General features: G+C 54.7%; 17 protein-coding genes. 10 read left to right on the top strand and 7 right to left on the bottom strand.

Translation table 11 applies throughout. The features are described from left to right. Positions 1–159 precede the first annotated feature (159 nt). Both ACOSDR_RS18560 and ACOSDR_RS18555 read left to right on the top strand, forming a co-directional pair. Positions 160–1,743, top strand: coding sequence for a Rieske (2Fe-2S) protein (locus ACOSDR_RS18560; RefSeq protein WP_420724680.1), 1,584 nt, complete (start codon positions 160–162; stop codon positions 1,741–1,743). Next, on the top strand, positions 1,740–3,128 hold the full coding sequence (locus ACOSDR_RS18555; protein WP_420724679.1) for an MFS transporter: 1,389 nt from the start codon (positions 1,740–1,742) through the stop codon (positions 3,126–3,128). Before ACOSDR_RS18560 ends, ACOSDR_RS18555 begins: the two co-directional genes overlap by 4 nt. Here the strand turns inward: ACOSDR_RS18555 and moaB are convergent. Both moaB and ACOSDR_RS18545 read right to left on the bottom strand, forming a co-directional pair. Continuing rightward, positions 3,125–3,655, bottom strand: coding sequence for a molybdenum cofactor biosynthesis protein B (moaB, locus tag ACOSDR_RS18550; RefSeq protein ID WP_420724678.1), 531 nt, complete (start codon positions 3,653–3,655; stop codon positions 3,125–3,127). The genes ACOSDR_RS18555 and moaB overlap by 4 nt on opposite strands. A 5-nt stretch (positions 3,656–3,660) precedes the next feature. Further along, entirely contained in the window at positions 3,661–5,532 is a 1,872-nt protein-coding gene (locus ACOSDR_RS18545) for a lytic transglycosylase domain-containing protein (RefSeq protein WP_420724677.1), read from the bottom strand. 242 nt (positions 5,533–5,774) lie between these two features. Here ACOSDR_RS18545 and ACOSDR_RS18540 point away from each other — a divergent pair, with 242 nt between their 5' ends. From ACOSDR_RS18540 to ACOSDR_RS18520, 5 genes are all read left to right on the top strand, one after another. Next, a complete protein-coding gene (locus ACOSDR_RS18540; protein WP_420724676.1) occupies positions 5,775–5,972 on the top strand; it encodes a DUF2065 domain-containing protein in 198 nt (65 codons plus the stop codon). A 90-nt stretch (positions 5,973–6,062) separates the two neighbouring features. After that, positions 6,063–8,234, top strand: coding sequence for an excinuclease ABC subunit UvrB (gene uvrB / locus ACOSDR_RS18535; RefSeq protein WP_420732213.1), 2,172 nt, complete (start codon positions 6,063–6,065; stop codon positions 8,232–8,234). Between the two features lie 14 nt (positions 8,235–8,248). Further along, complete coding sequence (locus ACOSDR_RS18530) at positions 8,249–9,025, top strand: SDR family oxidoreductase (protein WP_420732188.1); 777 nt, start codon at positions 8,249–8,251, stop codon at positions 9,023–9,025. A 573-nt stretch (positions 9,026–9,598) separates the two neighbouring features. Then, positions 9,599–11,596: an excinuclease ABC subunit UvrC gene (gene uvrC / locus ACOSDR_RS18525; RefSeq protein ID WP_420732187.1), complete on the top strand. Its 1,998-nt coding sequence runs from the start codon at positions 9,599–9,601 to the stop codon at positions 11,594–11,596. Positions 11,597–11,603: 7 nt separating this feature from the next. After that, positions 11,604–11,981 carry a hypothetical protein gene (locus ACOSDR_RS18520; RefSeq protein ID WP_420732186.1) on the top strand — a complete coding sequence of 126 codons (378 nt, stop codon included), beginning with the start codon at positions 11,604–11,606 and terminating at the stop codon, positions 11,979–11,981. A 7-nt stretch (positions 11,982–11,988) separates the two neighbouring features. Here ACOSDR_RS18520 and ACOSDR_RS18515 read toward each other — a convergent pair whose 3' ends face one another. From ACOSDR_RS18515 to ACOSDR_RS18505, 3 genes are all read right to left on the bottom strand, one after another. Further along, positions 11,989–12,960: a calcium/sodium antiporter gene (locus ACOSDR_RS18515; RefSeq protein ID WP_420732185.1), complete on the bottom strand. Its 972-nt coding sequence runs from the start codon at positions 12,958–12,960 to the stop codon at positions 11,989–11,991. Between the two features lie 142 nt (positions 12,961–13,102). Then, positions 13,103–13,810, bottom strand: a complete 708-nt coding sequence (locus ACOSDR_RS18510; RefSeq protein ID WP_420724671.1) for a pirin family protein — start codon at positions 13,808–13,810, stop codon at positions 13,103–13,105. A gap of 128 nt (positions 13,811–13,938) precedes the next feature. Then, positions 13,939–14,943 carry a glutathione S-transferase family protein gene (locus ACOSDR_RS18505; protein WP_420732184.1) on the bottom strand — a complete coding sequence of 335 codons (1,005 nt, stop codon included), beginning with the start codon at positions 14,941–14,943 and terminating at the stop codon, positions 13,939–13,941. A gap of 133 nt (positions 14,944–15,076) precedes the next feature. On the opposite strand from ACOSDR_RS18505, the gene ACOSDR_RS18500 reads away from it, so the two are divergent. Then, complete coding sequence (locus ACOSDR_RS18500; RefSeq protein WP_420724669.1) at positions 15,077–15,991, top strand: LysR family transcriptional regulator; 915 nt, start codon at positions 15,077–15,079, stop codon at positions 15,989–15,991. A gap of 100 nt (positions 15,992–16,091) precedes the next feature. Then, positions 16,092–18,731: an aminopeptidase N gene (gene pepN / locus ACOSDR_RS18495; protein ID WP_420732183.1), complete on the top strand. Its 2,640-nt coding sequence runs from the start codon at positions 16,092–16,094 to the stop codon at positions 18,729–18,731. A 436-nt stretch (positions 18,732–19,167) separates the two neighbouring features. Here the strand turns inward: pepN and ACOSDR_RS18490 are convergent, their stop codons facing one another. Beyond that, a complete protein-coding gene (locus ACOSDR_RS18490) occupies positions 19,168–20,085 on the bottom strand; it encodes a DMT family transporter (RefSeq protein WP_420732182.1) in 918 nt (305 codons plus the stop codon). Positions 20,086–20,222: 137 nt separating this feature from the next. Here ACOSDR_RS18490 and ACOSDR_RS18485 point away from each other — a divergent pair, with 137 nt between their 5' ends. Beyond that, complete coding sequence (locus ACOSDR_RS18485) at positions 20,223–20,795, top strand: bifunctional transcriptional activator/DNA repair enzyme AdaA (protein ID WP_420732181.1); 573 nt, start codon at positions 20,223–20,225, stop codon at positions 20,793–20,795. A gap of 103 nt (positions 20,796–20,898) precedes the next feature. Here the strand turns inward: ACOSDR_RS18485 and ACOSDR_RS18480 are convergent, their stop codons facing one another. Continuing rightward, positions 20,899–21,498 (bottom strand): hypothetical protein, encoded by a 600-nt coding sequence (locus ACOSDR_RS18480; RefSeq protein WP_420732180.1) that lies wholly within the window; start codon positions 21,496–21,498, stop codon positions 20,899–20,901. Between the last annotated feature and the right edge of the window lie 39 nt (positions 21,499–21,537).

The following is a 21,537-nucleotide window of genomic DNA, read 5'->3' as shown; positions in this document are numbered from 1 at the left end:
AAACTTTCTAAAGAAAAAACTTGATTAAAGCAAGATAGGTGAGTCATATTTATAAAGTTAAATCTATAGAAACTATTTTGATGCGAAAGTGTATAGCCCAGCTTGCGATATGGTACGGTCTGGATATCGCGTTGCAGGGCAAGACAGGCGAGGATGTAAATGAAAACCAAGACGCAAGACTGGCAGCCAGTCGCTAAAGCCGAAGCACTGCAAAAGGCCGGTCGGCTGGTTGTCAAAGTCGACGGCAAGCAAATCCTGCTGTTGTGGCAGGATGGACAGGTCCTGGCCTGTAACAACCGCTGTCCTCATGAAGGCTATCCCTTGTCGGAAGGGGATGTTTCCGGCTGTGTCCTGACCTGTAACTGGCACAATTGGAAATTTGATCTGGACAGCGGGGAGACCCTGGTCGGGGGTGATAAACTGCGGCGATATCCAGCCCGGATTGTTGCGAGGCAGGTGGAACTGGACCTAATCGATCCACCGGCTGAAGCGGCGATTGCTCAGGCATTGGATAACATCACCGATTGTTTCGACCGCCATGAATATGACCGCATTGCACGGGAATTGGCGCGCCTGATGAAAGCGGGCGGGGATCCGCTGGACGGTTTGCGGCGCACGATTGCAAGGGTGGGGGACCGGTTTGAATATGGCGCGACCCATGCCTTGCCCGCCGCCGCCGATTGGCTGAGCCTTCGCGGTGAGACTCAAGACCCGGTGCGGCAATTGGGAATGCTGACAGAATGCATTGGTCATTTCGCCTGGGATACGCGGCGCGAACCCGTATTTTCCTATCCAACAACCTCCCGGGCCTGGGATGAGGATGCCTATGTCGCCGCGGTTGAGGCGGAAGATGAGGCGGCGGCCTGTTCCCATGTCCGAGGGGCCGTTTCTGATGGTTTGACCTGGTCGGATATGGAGCGGGGCTTTGCACGGGCAGCCCTGTCGCATTATGCGGATTTCGGTCATTCCGCGATTTATACCTATAAGATGCGAGCCTTAACCGCGGCGTTGGGGGATCGCGAAAGCCTGTTGATGCTGTGTCTGATGCTAACCCGATCCTTTATCTATGCCAGTCGGGAGGATTTGATTCCGGAATTCCGTGCCTATGGTAAAGCCCTCAAGGCATGGGATGGGCAGGGATCAGAACAGCCAGACTCAGAGTCGCTTCGCAGGGGATCTGCTCGGGAGATTTTGGCTCGGCTGAGCGCGGGTTCGAAGGATCCGATTGCCCTATACGACGCCGCCATGACGGCTGGGGCCTGGCAATTGTTGCATTTCGATCTGGATTGGCAGGACAAGACCGACAGCAGCATCGCCCAAAGCGTTGGCTGGCTGGACTTCACCCATACGGTTACCTTCGGCAATGCGGTGCGGAAATTGGCAGAACGCTATCCGGACCTGTGGCCCCAAGGCCTGTTACAGATGGGATGTTTCCTTGGGCGCAACAGTGGCTTTACCGATCCTGATATTGATGAGGCCCCCTGGCGCAGCAATGATCCCTTGGAGGCGGTTCAACAGGCCCTATCGGGCGTTGAGGATCATGGCAAGTTCGAGTACATCGTTTCCAGCCATTTATTAAAGCTCAGCTACGCGATACGGGAAGAAATGCAGGAAATACCGGAAACACAGTTCAATGCCCTGGCCGCTGCTGCCCTGCGCCGGTTCCTTGCCAGCCCGTTGAAGCGCAAGCATGTTCAACGTACGGCCTATCAAGCGCTGAATTTCGTGCAGGCTGAAGGATGACCACAGAAAATCCGGTATCCTGGGGGACGGTTTTATCCGGACCCAATCGCGGTCTTTTCGCCGTGTTGTCATTCGGGGTTTGGCTGCATGCAGCAGACAGCACCGTCATCGCCACCTTGCTGCCCGGCGTCGTCGCTGATGTGGGGGGAGAGGCGTTCATCTCCTGGAATTTCGTGCTCTACCTTCTGGCCTCGATCACGGCGGCGTGCAGTTCGGCATTGGTCGCACGGATGCTTGGTCTGCGCCGGTTGATGATCTGGTCAGCATTGGCTGTGGCGATTGGATGTCTGGTCAGCGCCGTCACCCCGACAATGGGGGGAATGATTGCGGGGCGTGTCCTGCAAGGGTTCGGGGGCGGTATGTTGGTCGCATGCACCATGATTGGTGTCGCGAAACTATTCCCCAGTCACTATACGCCCCGCGTTATGGCCGCGATTTCGGCGGTCTGGGGTGCGTCGGCCTTCTTAGGCCCGTTAGTTGGTGGTATTTTTGCAGAATTTGATATGTGGCGAATGGGATTTTGGTCGTTTTGTGCTCAGGCGCTGTTTCTCGCATTTGCCTTGCGCTGGGCCTTGCCGGTGGCGGTATCGCCGCCATCAGATCCGGCGCGCCTGCCCTGGCGCCGTCTGTTGGTGTTGTCTGTTGCGGTCTTGTGTATCGCAACAGCGGGGCTCCAGAAGGACAGCCTTGTATTGATGGGGGCTTTGTCCTGCATCGGTATTCTTGGTTTCGCGCTGTTCCTGCGTCTGGACAAGGCGGCAACCGACAGCCGCCTGCTGCCATACAGCATCACGGACATGACCCATATCACTGGTATTGGCCTGATCGGGATATTCCTGATCTCTTTCGCAACGATTGCATTTTCCGTCTATGGCCCGGTCCTGCTTCATACGTTACATGACATTGGGCCTCTGGGTGTTGGGTACATGATCGCGCTGGAATCGGTGGCTTGGACAGTGGGGGCGCTGTCTTTGTCAGGTCTGGCTCCCCGTCAGCAGGTGATTGCCATTCGCCTGTCTTTTCTGGCGATCTTAGGGGCAACAATAGGTCTTGCCTTGCTGGTAACACCCGGTCCCGTCTGGGCCATCCTGCCGTGCTTGTTTATCACGGGGGCCGGATTTGGGGCCTGTTTTGGCCATATCCTTCAGCGCTGTACAGAGGCGGCGCCGCCGGAGGATAAAGACAGGGCCGCCAGTGCCATGACCACGGTTCAGACCGTCGGCTATGCGCTGGGGGCGGCAGTTAGCGGGCTGGTGGCGAATCTGGTGGGCTATGGGGACCAACCGACACTGGCGGATGCCCAATCTGCGGGGGTTTGGGTTTTTGTTGCGATGGTGCCGGTATCTGCTGTGTCGGTCTTACTGATCTGGCGTTTGCGGCGTTAAACTTCACGCAGGCGCGGCATCAACTCAACAAAATTGCAGGGTCTGTGGCGGAAATCCAGTTGATAGTGCAGGATCTCATCCCAGCCATCCTTACAGGCCCCCGTAGACCCTGGCAGGGCGAACAGATAGGTGCCCCGGGATAGGACCGCCATGGCGCGGCTTTGAATGGTGGAGGTTCCGATTTTCTGGGCGGACATCCAGCGAAAATACTCGCCAAAGCCCGGTATGTCCTTTTCCCGAACGGCGGCGAATGCTTCGGGGGTGACATCACGCCCGGTCAGACCAGTGCCGCCGGTGGTTATGACACAATCAATTTCCGGGTCATCGATCCACTGATTTAGGACCTGAACAATCTGTGCTGCATCATCAATGATAATCTGACGTGCTGCCAGGATATGACCATCCTGTTCCAGGCGCGCGACCAGCAAGTCGCCGGATCGGTCATTTTCAACGGTGCGGGTATCAGAGACAGTCAGCACCGCAATTCGCACCGGTTTGAACGGCAGGCTCTTATCAACACCCAGCATTGAAATTACTCCGCGCTGATCCGCACTGTGCGGGGCTCTCCGGTCGGGGAACCCTTTTGATCCTGACTGACATAAATCGGCCAGGATCCCCCGATCAACATATCCAGGCTATCGACATTCTGCTTCAACCGCAGGCGATAGATCCAGAAATTGGACAGGACATGCTCAATATAGGCGCGGGTTTCACGGGACGGAAGGCTTTCGATGAACAACAGCGGATCATCGGCATAATCAATCTTGGCCCGCCAACGCTGCAAATTGCCAGGCCCCGCATTATACGCCGCCAGCGCATAAAGCAGGTTTCCATCAATTTCCGCCAGATTGAGGACATGATGCACATATTTCTGACCCAGCGACAGGTTCAGGCCAGGTTCAAACAGTTCCGCACGGGATGAACCATGGAATCGGTCGCCCGCCATATATCCGGCGGTGGCCGGCATCAATTGCATCAAGCCCCGCGCACCAGCGCTGCTGATCGCGCGGCTGCGGAATTGAGATTCCTGGCGCACGATGGCAAATATCAAGGCGCGATCAATGCCAAAACCATCTTCCGGTTCCCAGCCTGGTACTGGATACAGGGCACCGTCCAGGCTGACCTTCTGGCGGCGCTCCATATCACGCCCCAGGCGAAAGGCGACATCAGCCAGCCCCGCCCGATCAGCCAGCGCAAGAAGTGTCCCAACAAAGGACGGCGGCAATTCATCCACAAACCGCCGCAATTCTTCATCGGCGCGGTTGGTCTGGCCGGTTTCGATCAGCGCGATTGCCCGACGGGCTGCGGGGATTTCTAACAGAAACTCCGTCTCTGTATCGGACAGAACCGGCATTTCAAAATCTAATGGGGGTGTTTGGCCCAGGGCGCGGGTCGCCAGCAGGCCATAGAATGTGCGCGGCATTTCTGCGGCGCGCTGCAGCATGGCAGATACATTCTGGGGTTCGCCCCCGACCAAATAGGCACGCGAAGCCCAAAACCCGCCAGCCGCCCTCAGCCAATCATCCGCCTCAACCGACAGGCTCAGCGCGGCGAAATGCGCCGCAGCGGTATTCCAATCTTTCGCCCGGAACGCGGCTAATCCGCCCCACCAATGGGCGCGGGCGGCATCATCACCGGCCAGTTTGGTTGCCATCTTGGCAACCGCCATGGCTTCCTGATCTTCATGATACCGGAAATATCCCCGCGCGATAACGCCCAGGCTTTCGGCAAAGCTGACCGGATCAAACAGGGCGCGATTGGCCTTGGTATCCAGATTTTTTAAGGCGATGGTCACATTGCCGCGTTGAACCAATGATCGAATCTGGGACTGAATTGCACGAATTTTGGCGCGCTGGCTTGAGGATTTCCCCGCATATTTGCGGCTTTCCGTAGCCGGTGATTCGGTTTCGGACCCGCCCTGAGGCTCGTCAAAGGCGACGACTGCATCCATGGCAGGCATTTCAACGGCCTGAGGCTTGCGTGGATAGCCAACAGATGACGGTTTGCGTTTCAGGGCCAAACCGTAAATGCGCGTTGCGCCGGGATGATCCGCATAATCGGCCAGCCAGTTCTTTAATTCCTGATAGGAAGACCGGTAGGCGGTCGGGTGCATATAGCGCTGAAACAGCACATGGCCCATCAGAGAATCATCCGACAACTGCGCGATCAGCCGATCCGCCTTGTCCCATTGGCCGTCATTCTGGAGATCAAAAATTTCGGTATAGAGGGCGATATCGTTTCGCGCCAGAATCGCAGGAAGCGCACTGGTGGAGTCAGACATAGGGCCGACGCGCGGCGCCAAGGCAGCCATTTCAGACTGCGCCTGGGCACCACCAAGCGATAGGCCCGTGGCGAAAACAATCCCTGTCAGTGCGCTGGCAATCCAGCGCAGGCTGGTGTTCAACTTTAAAATGATACTCTCCCCTGCAAACCGTACCGCAAATACTAAGGCGGTGTCGCTCCAAACTGATGAGCGGGAAAAACAAGTGCCAGGTGCCAGAATAAAATATGTCGGGCGAATTCACCCTCGGTGATGTAACTACGTCATTCAGGGCAATATGGCAAGAATGTGCAGACCGTTTCAGGCGTAATTTCCGGTGCCAGTATTGGCATCGGCCGCGCGATAAACAGGAAGTTGAGGGAATCATGGAAGAATTTTGGACGTCGCTGATGACGGGATTTGCATTTTTATGTGTTTTGGAAGGGTTGCTTTATGCATTAATTCCCACCCAAATGCAGCGAATGATGGCAGCGGCATTGACATTTTCACCAACGAGTCTTCGTCGCGTCGGAATGGGGGCGCTGGTGTTTGGGATCGCGCTGGTTTGGCTGATCCGTCATTAAGGCTGGGATTGCTTTCGTGCATCTCTTGCTTGCCGCCAATCGCGGTTTATAGTCACCCCTATGAGCGACACCATTGATCTGAAACCAGAGATGCCCGTCGGGTATATCTTCGGTGAAACACCGAAATATGCACGCCCTTTGACTGAGGGAGGCGTCCCTTTCAAAATAGAGTCCGATTATCAACCCGCTGGCGATCAACCAGAGGCGATCAAGCAGCTTGTCGAAGGTGTGCGTGAAGGAGAGCGGGACCAGGTCCTGCTGGGCGTGACCGGATCTGGTAAGACCTTCACCATCGCCCATGCGATCCAAGAGTTACAGCGCCCCACCCTGGTTTTGGCGCCAAACAAGACACTCGCGGCGCAATTATATGGGGAGATGAAATCCTTCTTTCCCAATAATGCGGTCGAATATTTCGTCTCTTATTATGATTATTACCAGCCGGAAGCTTATGTTCCGCGCTCTGACACCTTCATTGAGAAGGAGAGTTCGCGAAACGAGCAAATCGACCGGATGCGTCACTCTGCGACCCGGGCGCTGTTCGAGCGGGATGATGTGATCATCGTTGCGTCTGTTTCCTGCATTTATGGTATTGGCTCCCCCGAAACCTATAGCCAGATGGTTATTGATGTGGAGGCGGGAAAGCGCATGGATGTGCGCGATCTGATGCGCGAATTGGTTACCCTGCAATATAAACGCAGCGACATTCAGTTTCAGCGCGGCAGCTTTCGCGTGCGTGGCGATACGATTGAAATCTTTCCGGCCCACCTGGAAGACCGCGCCTGGCGGGTGTCTTTCTTTGGCGATGAAATCGATGCAATTCACGAATTTGACCCGCTGACCGGGGAGAAGACAGCAACCCTGGAGAAAGTCCGGGTCTATGCAGGCAGCCACTATGTTACGCCGCGCCCGACGCTGAAACAGGCAATGGACCGCATCAAGCTGGAACTGCGTCAGCGCACGGAGCAATTTGAGAAGGCCGGGAAACTGCTGGAATTACAGCGCATCGAACAACGCACGGTCTTTGACCTGGAGATGATGGAAGCGACGGGGGCGTGTAACGGGATTGAGAACTATTCCCGCTATCTGACCGGGCGCAATGCCGGGGAGCCGCCACCGACCCTGTTTGAGTATCTGCCAGACAACGCCCTGTTGGTGCTGGATGAAAGCCATGTCACCGTGCCGCAGATCGGCGGTATGTTCCGGGGGGACTTTGCGCGGAAATCGACATTGGCAGAATTTGGTTTCCGACTGCCGTCCTGCGTTGATAACCGTCCTTTGAAATTTGAAGAATGGGAGGCGATGCGGCCCCAGACCATATTCGTTTCCGCCACGCCCGGTCCCTGGGAGTTGGAGCGGACGGGGGGCGTCATTACCGAGCAATTGGTGCGCCCGACCGGATTGATCGATCCCGTTTGTATTGTGCGCCCAACTGCCAATCAGGTCGATGACCTGCTGGATGAATGCCGCCAATGTACGGAGAAAGGGGAGCGTGTTCTGGTCACGGTACTGACCAAGCGCATGGCCGAGGACCTGACCGATTACATGTCGGAAACCGGCCTGAAGGTCCGCTATCTGCATTCTGATATCGACACATTGGAGCGCATTGAGATTATCCGTGATTTGCGCCTGGGTGCCTTTGACATCCTGATCGGGATTAACTTGCTGCGGGAAGGGTTGGATATTCCCGAATGCGCGGTGGTGGCGATCCTGGATGCGGATAAGGAAGGGTTCCTGAGGTCCAAGACATCGCTGGTTCAGACGATTGGCCGGGCGGCACGCAATGTGGATGGGCGCGTCCTGTTATATGCGGATCGCATGACCGACAGCCTGACCTATGCCCTGGACGAAACCAGCCGCCGCCGGGAGAAGCAGCAGCTATACAATGCGGAACATGGCATTACGCCGGAAAGCATCAAACGATCCATCTCTGATGTGCTGAATTCAGTTTACGAGCGGGATCGGGTTACGGTCGGCACGGGTGATGGGGCACAGTCCCATTTGGTCGGGGTCGATCTGAAAACCTATATCCGCGATTTGGAAGAGCGCATGAAGGTCGCTGCTGCCGACCTGGAATTTGAAACGGCGGCCAAGATGCGAGACGAGATCAAGCGATTGGAAGCCTATGACCTGGATATGCCAGTCGATTCCCTGCCCATTGATGTGGAGATCGCGGCCTCTCTGATCAGTAAGAATCCTGAGGCTGTGCCGAAGGGGCGCAAGGGGGCAAAGGCCTCTTCTGGTCGTCGTCGGGGGCGTCGTTGATGCGGGTGCCTTTTATGCTACAGGATGAACGCTTGGCCCCGGTAGCGCTGGTCACGGGCGCGGCCCGGCGGATTGGTCGAGAGATTGCTTTGGATTTGGCGCAGTATGGATTTGATATCGCGCTGCATTATCGGGGATCAGAATCCGATGCCGAAGCGACAGCCCAAGAAATTCGGGATTTGGGGCGAGCGGTGCATTTGTTTGATGCGGATCTGGCAGACCCAGACGCGGCGACGGATCTGGTCGCCCAAACCCTGTCTGCTTTCGGTGAATTGGGTGTTGTCGTCAATAATGCCTCAATCTTTGAACGTGACGATTGGAATACGGTTACGCGGGATAGTTGGTCATCTCATATGGCGATTAATCTGGAATCGCCCATGCGGATCATTCAGGCTTTCGCAAAGGCATTGCCCGACGATAAGAATGGTGTCGCCGTCAATATCATCGATCAACGGGTGTTTAATCTTACACCGCATTTCATCAGCTATACGGCATCGAAATCGGGCCTTTGGACATTGACTAGAACGCTCGCGCTGGCCTTGGCGCCACAGGTTCGTGTCGCGGCTGTGGGGCCAGGGCCAACAGTCCCCAGCGCCAGGCAGAATACGACCGATTTTGACCGACAATGGGACGCTGTTCCCTTGAAACGGCGCACCGAACCCACCGCCATTGCGAAAGCCGTGCGCTTCATCATACAAAGCCCGAGCTATACCGGACAGATGATCGCCCTGGATGGGGGAGAACATCTGGGGTGGCAACAGGCAGGGTTGGGATGTTATATCGAAGAATGATGATGACACCAATACTTAGACTGTACAGTTTAATGCTGGTTGTGTGTATTGAATGCACTTTTGCCTAAATATTTAAAAATATGCCTAAAATTCAATTTATCGTTTTTGAGTTGTGCACAGGAGAATTTGCCGGATTCGGGGGAAGTCTGCAGGCAAGGAGCTTTTTTCAGTTTAACCAATCTTTCATACTTGACTTATTATAATGTTAATAAAAACAATATGTTAGTTTTTGGTGGTTAAATATTAGGCAAACCGCTGACTCCCCTAGGGAATGTGGCGAGGCGTGGGGTCGTCCCTTGGTTACCAACAAGGTTTTCCACAGGCGCGGTGGATAGCTGGATTTAAATCGTGCCAGCGCTGAATTTGGCCCGTATGGGACGAAATTCGCCAAGGTTAAAATGGCGCCATCGGCACCCTTGACCAATGCGTTTGGCGGAAAGAAATATGAGGTTCAGCAAACCCGAGTAGACAGAAATGTTTGCAACGGCATATGTGCAGAGAGAACAACAGGCCAGCGTGTCATGTGTGCGTTTATAAGAGCCCATGATGCTGAGGCAGGAAAGTGATACGTGAATGCCCAACGACACCAGAGCGGAGAGTTTGAGCCAAACGGCGGATGGGACCTTATTGGCACCCACTGTCGCCGCGCGCCCCAGTCTTGCGACCGGGGCTGCGGTGGTGAAGCGATATCTTGCGAAGCTGGGCAACGAGGCTGGCGTCTATCGCATGATTTCTGCAGATGGTGAGCCCTTATACGTCGGTAAGGCGCATAATCTGCGCAAGCGTGTGACAACCTATTCCAGGCCGGAGCGTTTGCCGATCCGCTTGCAACGCATGGTTTCTGAAACCGCAACGATGGAGTTTGTCACCTGCGCCAGCGAGGTCGAGGCGCTGTTGCTGGAAAACAATCTGATCAAGCGCCTGATGCCTCGTTACAATGTGCTGTTGCGGGATGATAAGACATTTCCAGATATCTTAATTCGGGGCGATCAGGAGTTTCCCCAAATTGTGAAACACCGGGGCGCGCGGGACCGGAAAGGGGATTTCTTTGGTCCATTCGCCTCAGCAGGGGCGGTCAATCGCACCCTGAATGTATTGCAGCGCGCCTTTTTACTGCGCAATTGCACGGATGGTGTGTTTCGCAATCGGTCGCGCCCCTGCCTGCAATACCAGATCAAACGCTGTAGTGCGCCCTGTGTCGGCTATATATCGCAAGAAGGCTATGCCGCCACTGTGGCGCAAGCGAAAGCCTTCCTGTCGGGTCGATCCCAGGAGGTGAAAGACGATCTGGTCAGCGAGATGCAGGCAGCGTCTGACGCGATGGATTTTGAGCGCGCCGCATCCTATCGGGATCGATTGCGCGCCATGGCCCATGTGCAATCCAGCCAGGACATCAATATCGAAGGCATTGGCGACGCGGATGTGATTGCCCTGGAACAGCGTGGCGGTCAGAGCTGCATTCAGGTCTTTTTCTTTCGTGCCGGCCAGAACAATGGCACGCGGTCGTACTTCCCCAGCCATGACAAACAGATGGAGCCAGGTTTGATTCTGGCTGGATTTCTGGGCCAATTCTATGAAAACCGCCCGCCGCCAAAAGATGTGCTTTTGAACCAGGCTCCGGACGAATTGGATCTTCTGACAGAGGCGCTGACACTGAAGGCAGGGCGCAAGGTCACCATAGCCGTGCCCCAACGAGGCGGACGGCGTAAGGCGGTGGACCATGCCGCTGACAATGCCAGGGAGGCATTGGAACGGCGGCTGGCGGAAAGTTCCAGCCAGGTGCGGCTGTTGAATGGCCTGGCGGACCTCAGCGGTCTGGAAGGGCCGCTGCAGCGGGTGGAGGTTTACGACAACAGTCATATTTCCGGGCGTCAGGCGGTTGGCGCAATGATCGTGGCCGGGCCGGACGGGTTTGCAAAGAATCAGTATCGCAAATTCAACATTCGGGGAGAGGACGAGCCCGCCAGCCCCTCTGTTCCCGGCCTTGCAGAGGTGCCCGTGCCTGATTTAACCGATGCCCCGGCAGGTGGGGATGATTATGCGATGACCAAGGAAGTCATCTATCGCCGTTTTGCCCGTGCCCTGAAGGAAGACCCGGATCGCACCAGCGGTGTCTGGCCCGACCTGGTCATTCTGGATGGCGGTAAGGGGCAATTGAGTTCTGCGATGGAAGCACTGGCGGAACTGGGCCTGGAAGATGATGTTCCCGTCATGACTGTCGCCAAGGGGCCAGAGCGGGAAGCGGGCCGGGAACGGATCATGCTGCCCGGTGGGGATCAGCCCCTGTTGCTGCCACCCCGCGACCCGGTTCTGTATTTTATTCAGCGCCTGCGGGATGAAGCGCACCGTTTCGCTATCGGATCACACCGTAAGCGCCGCGCAAAAGATCAGGTACGCAGCCCATTGGATGAAATTCCTGGAATTGGGGGGAAGCGTAAAAAGGCGCTTCTGTTATACTTCGGTTCTGCGAAAGCGGTATCGCGCGCATCTGTGTCGGATTTGGAGAATGTGGATGGTATTTCAAAGGCAGTTGCGAAAAAGATCCACGGTTTCTTTCATCCAAACGGCTAGCGTCGCGGTGCTGTTGCTTATTGCGTCGGCAGGTGTGGCTGCGGCTGACTGTGAAGACCGCATACATGCCCTGGAAGGTATGATGCAGGATGGGCTTGGCGACCTGACCGCAGCCCAAAATTTAACGGAAGAAGCCCTGCATCGGTCAAACACCACTGATTTAGAGACATGCAATTTTTTACGCACAGGGAAAGAGCGTTTCGATAAGGCGAAAGCGCATTTTGAACAATGCGTCGACAGCCTCGAGGATATGCTGACACGCTGTAAGGCACCAGATTGGTCGAAGGTCAGCGCCAGCCCGGAATTATGCCAAACCCGAGTCTCAGAAATTGATCACGAACTCACCTTGATGCCCCATCGCCTGACACGCTTTTGCGGCCAATAAAGCGGCGTTAATACAGGTATACGACATAGCTGCCATACAGGCCCAGGAAACCAGCCCCGACGATCCGCCCCAATCCATTCAGGGCGAAAATCAATCCGGTCAGAAGGATGGATATACCGATCATGACCGGAATATCCATGCGCGCCATTTCTGGGGAAACTGTGATGGGTTCGATCATCGCGGTGATGCCCAGAATGGCGAGGATGTTGAAAATATTCGATCCGACCACATTGCCGATGGCGATATCAGACTGACGACGAATGGCCGCCACCAGGGATGCGGCCAATTCAGGCAGGCTGGTGCCGACGGCTACGATGGTCAGGCCGATCACCGCTTCGGACACACCGAAGGTGCGTGCGATATCGGTTGCCGACCCGACCAGCAGATTGGCCCCCACCATCAGGGCAACCAGACCACCCAGGATCGCCAGGGTTTCCTGCCACCACAGCAATTTCGACATACTGGTGTCGGACGGGTCATCTTCGCAGGGGGTGTTCCGACAGGCAAAGATCAGATAGATGATCAAACTCGCCAGCATGGCCATGCCCATCCATCTTTCAATCAGTCCGACCCACCCTAAGGCAAGCATCGCGACAGCAGCAGCGATCATTATCATCAGATCACGCGACACTGTCTTGAATGCCATGGTGATCGGGGCAATCACAGCAGTCGCCCCCAGGATCAGCAGAATGTTCGCAATATTGGATCCGACCACATTGCCCACGGCAATATCAGGCGACCCGGAAAGCGCGGCCTGCACTGAGACAAGAAGCTCTGGCAAAGACGTGCCAAAGGCCACAACGGTCAGGCCGACGATCAGGGGGGAGAGTCCAAATCTCAGCGCCAGGGAGACACCGCCCCGAACCAGGGCTTCCCCCCCGCCAAACAGCAACGCAAGACCAAGAACCAGAAGGGAAACGGTAATGAGCACGATGAAGGCATCCAGTGAAAGAGGGTCGGATAGAACGATTCCAGCCACCCGCGACGCATAGGTGATCCCGTGTCGAAGATGTTACAATATGGAACTAAAAATAATTCGGTAACTGTGCCGGGATAAGGCAACGCCGAACCTGATTCCAGAATGGACTCAGGTTCGGCTGTCGGGGGAATCGTTTCAAAGCTTATCCGTTGGGAACATCCACCAGGATGACTTCAGCGTCTTCCAAGGCTTCGATCTTTACCGATTTGGCATCGCGGATGATGACGCCATCGCGGTTTTTGATCTCCGTGCCATCAATCTTCACGCGTCCCTTTGCGGGGACCAGATAGGCACAGCGGTTGCGCCCTAAAATCTGGTCGATGACCGTGCCTTTGGACAGGCTGCCGGCAAACAGGGTCGCGTCCTGATCGATTGGGGCGACGCCTGTGATTCCGGCCCGACCCGAGGCCAGGGGATGCAATTTGCCCGCCTGATCTCCCCGAGGGAAGGATTTGGTTTCCCAGCGTGGCTTGCCACCCTGACTGCGCGGTATGATCCAGATCTGGAAGATCTTGGTCGTGACATCTTCTTCATTGTACTCGGAATGAACGATGCCTGTTCCGGCGGACATGACCTGGATATCGCCAGCTTCTGTGCGGCCCTTATTACCCATATTATCTTTATGGGTAATTGCCCCCTCCCGAACATAGGTGATGATTTCCATGTCCCGATGCGGGTGCGGGTCAAAACCAGTGCCCGGTGCAATCGTATCATCATTCCAGACACGCAGCGGGCCGACATGCATCCGTTTGGGGTCATAATAGTGCCCGAAGCTGAAATGGTGCTTTGCATCCAGCCAGCCGAAATTGGCAGCGCCCAAGCTGTCGAAAGGTCTCAGTTCAAGGGTCATGATACGCACTCCTCGTCTTGTCCACCGGCTTTTTTTCCGGTCAGGCGGATTTCTGGGCATCCCGCCCATGGGGTTCGCCAGAGCATCATGCGTTCGCATGAGCTCACACAAGATACTCTGGCTGGTTGTTATTTCGGCAAATTCGTCGTCGCAAACGCCTCCGTTTGCTCGGGATTTGCTCCAAAGTCCAGAACCGGTCCCATTGGAATAACTCCGGTCGGGTTGATCATGTCGTGGCTGCCATAATAATGGGACTTGATATGGCGCATATTGATGGTCTCCTGCACGCCGGGCTGTTGATACAATTCCCGGGTATAGGCCCACAGATTGGGGTAATCGACGATCCGCCGCAGGTTACACTTAAAATGTCCGACATAGACCGGATCAAACCGAACCAGGGTCGTGAACAAACGCCAATCGGCCTCTGTGATCTGATCTCCGGCCAGATACCGCTGTTTTGACAGACGATTTTCCAACCAGTCCAGACTGTCGAACAGGTCGGTGACCGCCTCTTCATAAGGTGCCTGTTCGGTCGCAAATCCTGATTTATAGACACCGTTATTCACAGTGTTATAGACCCGGTCATTGACCTCATCGATTTCCGCGCGCAGGGCTTCTGGATAGTAATCTCCGGCCCGTGCGCCGATCCCATCGAAGGCGGAATTCAGCATCCGGATGATATCGGCAGACTCATTCGATACGATCTGGTCGGTTTTCTTGTCATACAGGACCGGAACCGTGACCCGACCGGAATAGTCAGGCTTCACCGCCGTATACACCTGGTGCAGGAACCGCGCTTTATGGATCGGGTCCGCAATAACATCCGGATCACTGTCGTCAAATGTCCAACCGTTTTCTTTCATCTTCCAGTGGACGACCGAGATATCGATCATTTCGTCCAAATCCTTAATGGCCCGAAAGATCAGGGTGCGATGGGCCCAGGGACAGGCCAGCGACACATACAGATGGTAGCGTCCGGCCTCTGCCTTGAAACCTGCATCGCCGGTCGGTCCAGCACTGCCATCAGCAGTGACCCAGTTTCGGAATACTGATTCACTGCGCACAAATTTCCCGCCGGTCTTGGACGTATCGTACCATTTGTCGTGCCATTCGCCGTCTACCAAGAGTCCCATGTCGTTGCTCCTTCTGTTTCATTTGTTGACACATAACTTAATCTCGATCCGAATAAGAACAATCGATCAGAAAAGAATTTAATTGTTTCGAAAAAGGCCCTAATGTCTTTCCACCAACCTGGAGTGATGGGCGATGCAGGATTTAAGTGGGATTGCGGTATTCGCAGCGGTTGTTGAGGCGGGAAGCTTCACCGCAGCCGCAGAAAAGATGGGACAATCAAAGTCAGCGGTCAGCAAGCAGGTGACGCGCCTGGAACAACGGCTGGGCGCGCAATTGATTGCCCGCACAACGCGCCGGTTAAACCTGACGGAGGTGGGCCAGGCCTTCTATGAGCGCTGTCGCCGGATCATCGCCGAAGCGGAAGAGGCGGAACTGGCCGTCACCCATTTGCAGGAACGCCCGCGGGGACAGTTGAGGGTAACGGCACCTGTCAGTTTTGGCATTACCCATCTGGCCCGCGCACTGCCGGATTTCATGACGCAGTTTCCCGAAGTGAAAGTCTTCATGGATTTCAGCGACCGTCGTGTCGATATCCTGGAGGAAGGGTTTGATATGGCGGTTCGCATCGGTGTGTTGGAAGATTCCAGCCTGATCGCCAAGCGCATTGCAGAAACCAGGCGGCCGATCCTGGCGTCCAAGGACTATTGGGACCGAATGGGGCGACCAGAACATCCCAAAGATCTGGAAGCACATAACTGCCTGATCTACACCTATCTCAGCGCCCCGAATTCCTGGAACTTTAAGGATCCTGATGATCCGAAAGGCGGGGGGATCTCCGTTCGTGTCGGCGGTACGTTAACATCCAATAACGGCAATGCCCTGGCTTTGGCGGCATCGGCGGGTCTGGGCATCGTGAATTCCCCAACTTTTATATGTGCAGAAAGCATCCGGAACGGGGACTTGATCTCAGCACTAGATGCGTTTGAACCGGACCCGATTGGCATTTATGCGCTGTATCCGCCCAATCGCCATTTGTCGGCCAAGGTGCGTGCCTTTGTCGATTTCCTGGTCGCCCGCTATTCCGGGCCGGAGATGTTGTGGCCGTGACGCTCTTCAGGCGCACCTTGACGTAAGGTCTGAAAAGGTCTTGCCTGTGGGCTCTCACGCTGCCCCCTTATCGCGTTCCCCTTTATTGCATTAAGGACCTATGATGAAGACCGACCAGCCGCCCGTAATCCGCCTGTCAGAGTATCGTGCGCCTGCCTATTCCATTGATCATGTGGCCTTGGAATTCGATCTGGCCCCGAAGGAAACTCTGGTCACAGCGCGGCTTGCCATTCGGCGAGCGCCGGGGGCAACCGGTCCCTTGACCCTGGACGGCGAAGATTTGCGTCTGAAGGCGATTGAGATCGATGGGACAGCGCTGGGGAAAGACGCGTATAGCCAAAGCAAGACCGGCCTGACCCTTAACAATCCACCGGCTTCCTTTGAGTTGATGACACAGGTTGCCATTGATCCGGTCGAAAATACTCGTCTGGAAGGCCTGTATCAGTCTAATGGCATTTTCTGTACTCAGTGCGAGGCGGAAGGGTTTCGGCGGATCACCTTCTATCCCGACCGACCCGATGTGATGAGCGTTTTCACCGCCACAATTCGCGCCGACAAAGCCTCTTATCCTGTCCTGCTGTCCAATGGTAACTTAACGGATAAGAGCGATCTGTCAGACGGGCGGCATCAGGCCGTCTGGGCCGACCCCTTTCCAAAACCCAGCTACCTGTTTGCCCTGGTCGCCGGAACTCTGGACGCGTTTGAAGATACCTTTACCACCAGCAGCGGGCGTGTGGTTGATCTAAAAATCTGGGTCGAACCGGGCAATGCGCCGCGCTGTGCCTATGCAATGGATGCGCTGAAGCGGTCCATGGCCTGGGATGAATCCCGCTTTGGCCTGGAATACGATTTGGATATCTTCAACATCGTCGCGGTCAGTGATTTCAATATGGGCGCGATGGAAAACAAGTCGCTGAATGTGTTCAATGCGAAATACATTCTGGCCGATCCAGAGACGGCCACCGATGCGGATTTTGGCTCTATCGAAGGCATTGTTGCCCATGAATATTTCCACAACTGGACCGGCAATCGCGTTACCTGCCGCGATTGGTTTCAGTTGAGCCTGAAAGAGGGCCTGACCGTGTTTCGCGATCAGGAATTTTCCGCCGACATGCGCTCGCGTCCGGTGAAGCGCATCCAGGATGTCCGCATGCTGCGCGCGCGGCAATTCCCGGAAGATTCCGGCCCCCTGGCCCATCCCGTTAGGCCAGAAAGCTATATCGAGATCAACAATTTCTACACAGCCACCGTCTACGAGAAAGGGGCGGAGGTCATCCGTATGCTTCACGCCTTGCTGGGCGAAGACGGATTCCAGGCCGGTATGCGATTGTATTTTCAGCGTCACGACGGGCAGGCGGTCACCTGTGATGATTTCGTCGCCGCCATGGCCGATGCGAATAAGCGTGACCTGACATATTTCAAACCCTGGTACAGTCAGGCGGGCACGCCAGAGGTTCAGGCAGAATGGCAGCATGACGCCAAAGCACAACAACTGACACTGACTTTGGAACAGACCACAAAGCCAACACCCGGTCAGCCGGAAAAACAGGCTCTGCCAATTCCGCTGCGTATGGGATTGATGGATGCGATAACCGGTCAGCCCCTCCGCTTGCGTGTGGATGGGGAGGATTTGGGCGAGGAAACCGTGCTGGCCCTGAACGAGGCGACATTGGTGACGGTGTTTGAAGATATCAGCGCTCCGGCTGTACCCTCATTGAACCGAGGGTTTTCCGCGCCAATCGCTTTGAAAGCGGATTACACATCGGAAGACCGCGTCGTTCAAATGGCCAATGATCCAGACTCTTTTGCGCGATGGGAGGCCGGTCAGCAATATGCCACTAAGCGCCTGTTGGAGATGGTGCAGGCGCTGCGCGATGGACAAGAGCCGGTCATCGATAAGGCCTTGATCGAGGCCTTGGGTAAAATCCTGCTGGACACGGATTTGGATCCGGCCTTCCGCGCCCAGGCCATTGTCTTGCCGACGGAAGATTACATCGCAGAGCAAATGCGCCCGGTGGCTGTTGATGAAATTCACACCGCCCGCATGATGCTGCGCAAGGCAATTGCTGAGGCTTTCCAGGCGGAGTTTCTGGCGGTGCACGATGCTCTGGCGGAAACTGGCCCTTATGATCCAGCCGCAGAGTCTGCGGGGCGTCGGGCCCTGCGCAACACGGCGTTGGCCTATCTGGGCGCAACGGGCAGCGCGGCCGCCATTGCGCTGGCAAAATCGCGCTTTGATCAGGCTGACAATATGACAGATCGCATGGCTGCTCTTTCCGTGCTGGCCGACACCGACGGGCCGGAGCAAGAGGCGGCCCTGGCAGCCTTTTATGATCGCTTTAAGGGTGATGAGCAGGTGATGGATAAATGGTTTGCCGTCCAGGCGATGAGCAATCGGTCCGATACGTTACAGCGCGTTAAGAAGCTGATGTCTCATTCAGCCTTCTCGATTAAAAAGCCCAACAAGGTGCGCGCCCTGATCGGAGCCTTTGCCATGGGAAATCCGGTGCGGTTCCATGCTGCTGATGGCACGGGTTATCGCTTCGTCGCCGATGTTCTGGTGCAGTTGGATGGCATCAATCCCCAGGTCGCCGCGCGGATGCTGGGTGTCTTTGGTCAATGGCGTCGACTGCCTGCTGATCGCAGCCGCCTTATGCGCGACCAGTTGGAACGCATCGCCAAAACCAGCGGCCTCAGCCGCGACAGCCTGGAAATCGCGACCAAATCATTGGGGGAGTGACTTAAGGTAATTGTCGTAACCGTACCAATCGCCGCTTAGCCCTTACTCGGTTGGGGGGCGAAAGCGTTTGCGGCAAAAGTCCAGCAGGCTCTCCTTTGGTCCGACTCCTTTTTGCAGGTTGGCGAAAACCTCATGTCTATTGGGGGGGGCAGGTTTCTGTTCACGAACTTCAGATAGTCCTGTGCTTCTCTTGTGCCGCCCAGGGTTTCTGTCCAAAATTTATCGTTTTCTACTGCGCCAATAGGGTTCCAACTGGTGGTCTCGTAGGGACCGGATGTGAGCGTTTTTAGGCAATCAATGTCCAAAACTCTCGGGCGTAATCACAGCGCGCTCATTGCTTCGGGTGCGAAGCGATGCGCAGTCCAATTGAAAGATCCAAGTGATTTGAACCAGTAGCCATTGCAACATAGCCTTCATTTTAAACGGTCCTTTTTAGTTAGGATTTCTTCGATGTGATTTTAGGTATTAGTTTCAGATGTCCGCTGATAACGGCCACTGCCGCAAAGATCATGATCAGACCGAGGATTAAGGTCGCCGAGGCCTCTTCTTGTAACAACACAACGCCCAGCAACACACTGAAGGCGGCGCGCATGTAGCTGCCGGTTGTGACAATCAATGGCCCCAGGGTACGGATAAGCCGAAAGTAAATTGCCATCGCAATGGCAGTGGAAAATACACCAAGGGTGATGACCGACGCCACGGCATGAAGTGTCGGCGCAAGGGTCATCGGATGATCTACAACAACCGAGACAGGAAGTATTATCAATGCGGCAAAGCTCATAGAGCAGGCCGCCGTGAGCACCGCTGGCTGAGTATTGAATCTTCGGGCATAGAGCGCCGCCAGAGCATAGCTAAGACTGGCACCGATTACGGCGAGTTGGCCTAAAGTGGACCTGCTTTCACCCGATAGTAAAGCAGGCTCCATAATGGTCAGAACGCCAATTAGCCCCAGCAGAATTCCAAATAAATGTCGCTTCCCAACGCTTCTATCGTGCAACAAAAAGGCACCGATCAGGAAGACAAATAGGGGCGGTGTTGTATTAAGCAATCCAGCAAGGCCACTGTCGATATGCGTCTGCCCCCAACTGATCAACATGAAGGGCAGTGCGCTTTGCAATATCCCTTGTAGTACCATTGGGGTCCACTGGTTGAGCGTTTTTGGAAAGGTGACACGGTTCCAAACAGCAAAAAGGCTCAAAAGAATCGCCCCTACGATCAAGCGCCCGCAGACGATGGTTGCTGGTGGGATTGTCTCGATAGCGATTTCAGTAAGGGTAAACGATCCTCCCCATAAAAATGACAAGAGAATGAGAAGCCCAATTTCTGGTAGCTTTACCTCTGATTTTTGGGGCATTGATTTTCCTATATTTTTGTTGGGCTTCCTGTGATCTATCACTTTGGCGCAACGTGATCTGGCTGGTTTCGGACGCCATCGCGGGATCGAGTCTGATTCCAGCTAGACTTGCTTAAAGCCCTCAGGGAAAATGAGGTATGGATGAAATAACGACCTTCTTCCCAGATTCTGAAACCTGTGATCGTGCGCGTTTGGCCCGCGATAAGGCCTATGATGGTGTTTTCTTTTCTGGAGTCCGTTCGACACGGATATACTGTCGACCAATCTGTCCTGTGCGGCCTGCAAAATCGGTAAATGTTACCTTCTATCCCACAGCCGCTGCGGCAGAAAAGGCGGGATTCAGACCTTGCCTTCGATGTCGACCAGAATCCGCACCGGGCAGTCCAGCCTGGCTTGGTACCGCGACGACCGTGGGGCGGGCCCTACGCTTGATTGATGAGGGGTTCTTGGATACGAACAGTGTTGATGATCTTGCGAACAAACTAGGTATTGGAACGCGTCATCTTTCACGATTGTTTGCAAAACACGCAGGAGCCAGTCCAACACAAGCCGCAGCAACGGCAAGAGTGCAACGGGCCAAAAGGATGATCAATGGGGGGACGATGTCGCTTACCTCCATCGCCTTTGCCGCTGGTTTTCAAAGTGTGAGGCGATTTAATGATGTGTTCAAAGCACTCTATGGCAAACCTCCCTCATCATTTCGGCGGTGAATGGTGCGCGGGATCAAACCATCGCTTGAAGCTTGGAGCGGAATTTGGCGAGAATTGGGAATGTGTGCTACACTAAATCTTCTGATGGAAACTGCGACCGCTTTCATTTAGTAGATCTTTTCTGGAAGCATTTGTGGTAAAAGTCCAGCAGGGTATCTGGTCCGAAGCCTTCTTCCCACCAGGGCTTTTCTGGCGGGGGCTGAAGTTCTCGCATGCGATCTTTCTCTTCCAACTGCGCACGAACCTTCCGGTTGATCCGACTCTCAAACACTTCGCCTGTCCATCGATATACAATATAGGGGGCGGTTAGTGTGCTGATGACGAAGGGGAGGGTGATAAAAAACCAGATTGGTTGAGTATTCCCCCCAATACTCCAATCAAACTCTTGAGTGCCAAAAAATATTAAAAAAAAGATAAGTAGCATGCATCCATAAACTAGGATTGCTGGAATGGAAATTATAAAAATATTAAGATATATGTTAAAATAGAAATAAGAAACAATAGATCGTACTAATGCATTTATTATAATTCGATTATATGACCTGAGAATATTTGCAAATATAACGAACAAAAGAATTTTATGTATATTGAGTTCTTCGTAATAAGGTATTCTTCCGAGGTCGATGTCGTTTGGCCCAAATATCCATATTGGAATGGTTACTATCACGCCCAGGCTGAACATGACCACCATACAGATGGCCATGTCCAGTATCCATTCCAGAAAGAAGAGGCACAAAAACCG

The organism is Hwanghaeella sp. 1Z406 (assembly GCF_048892425.1).
In the GTDB taxonomy this organism is placed as follows: domain Bacteria; phylum Pseudomonadota; class Alphaproteobacteria; order UBA8366; family Aestuariispiraceae; genus Pacificispira.
Note: the sequence above shows the minus strand (reverse complement) of the source record. Positions and strands in the feature narration are given on the sequence as shown.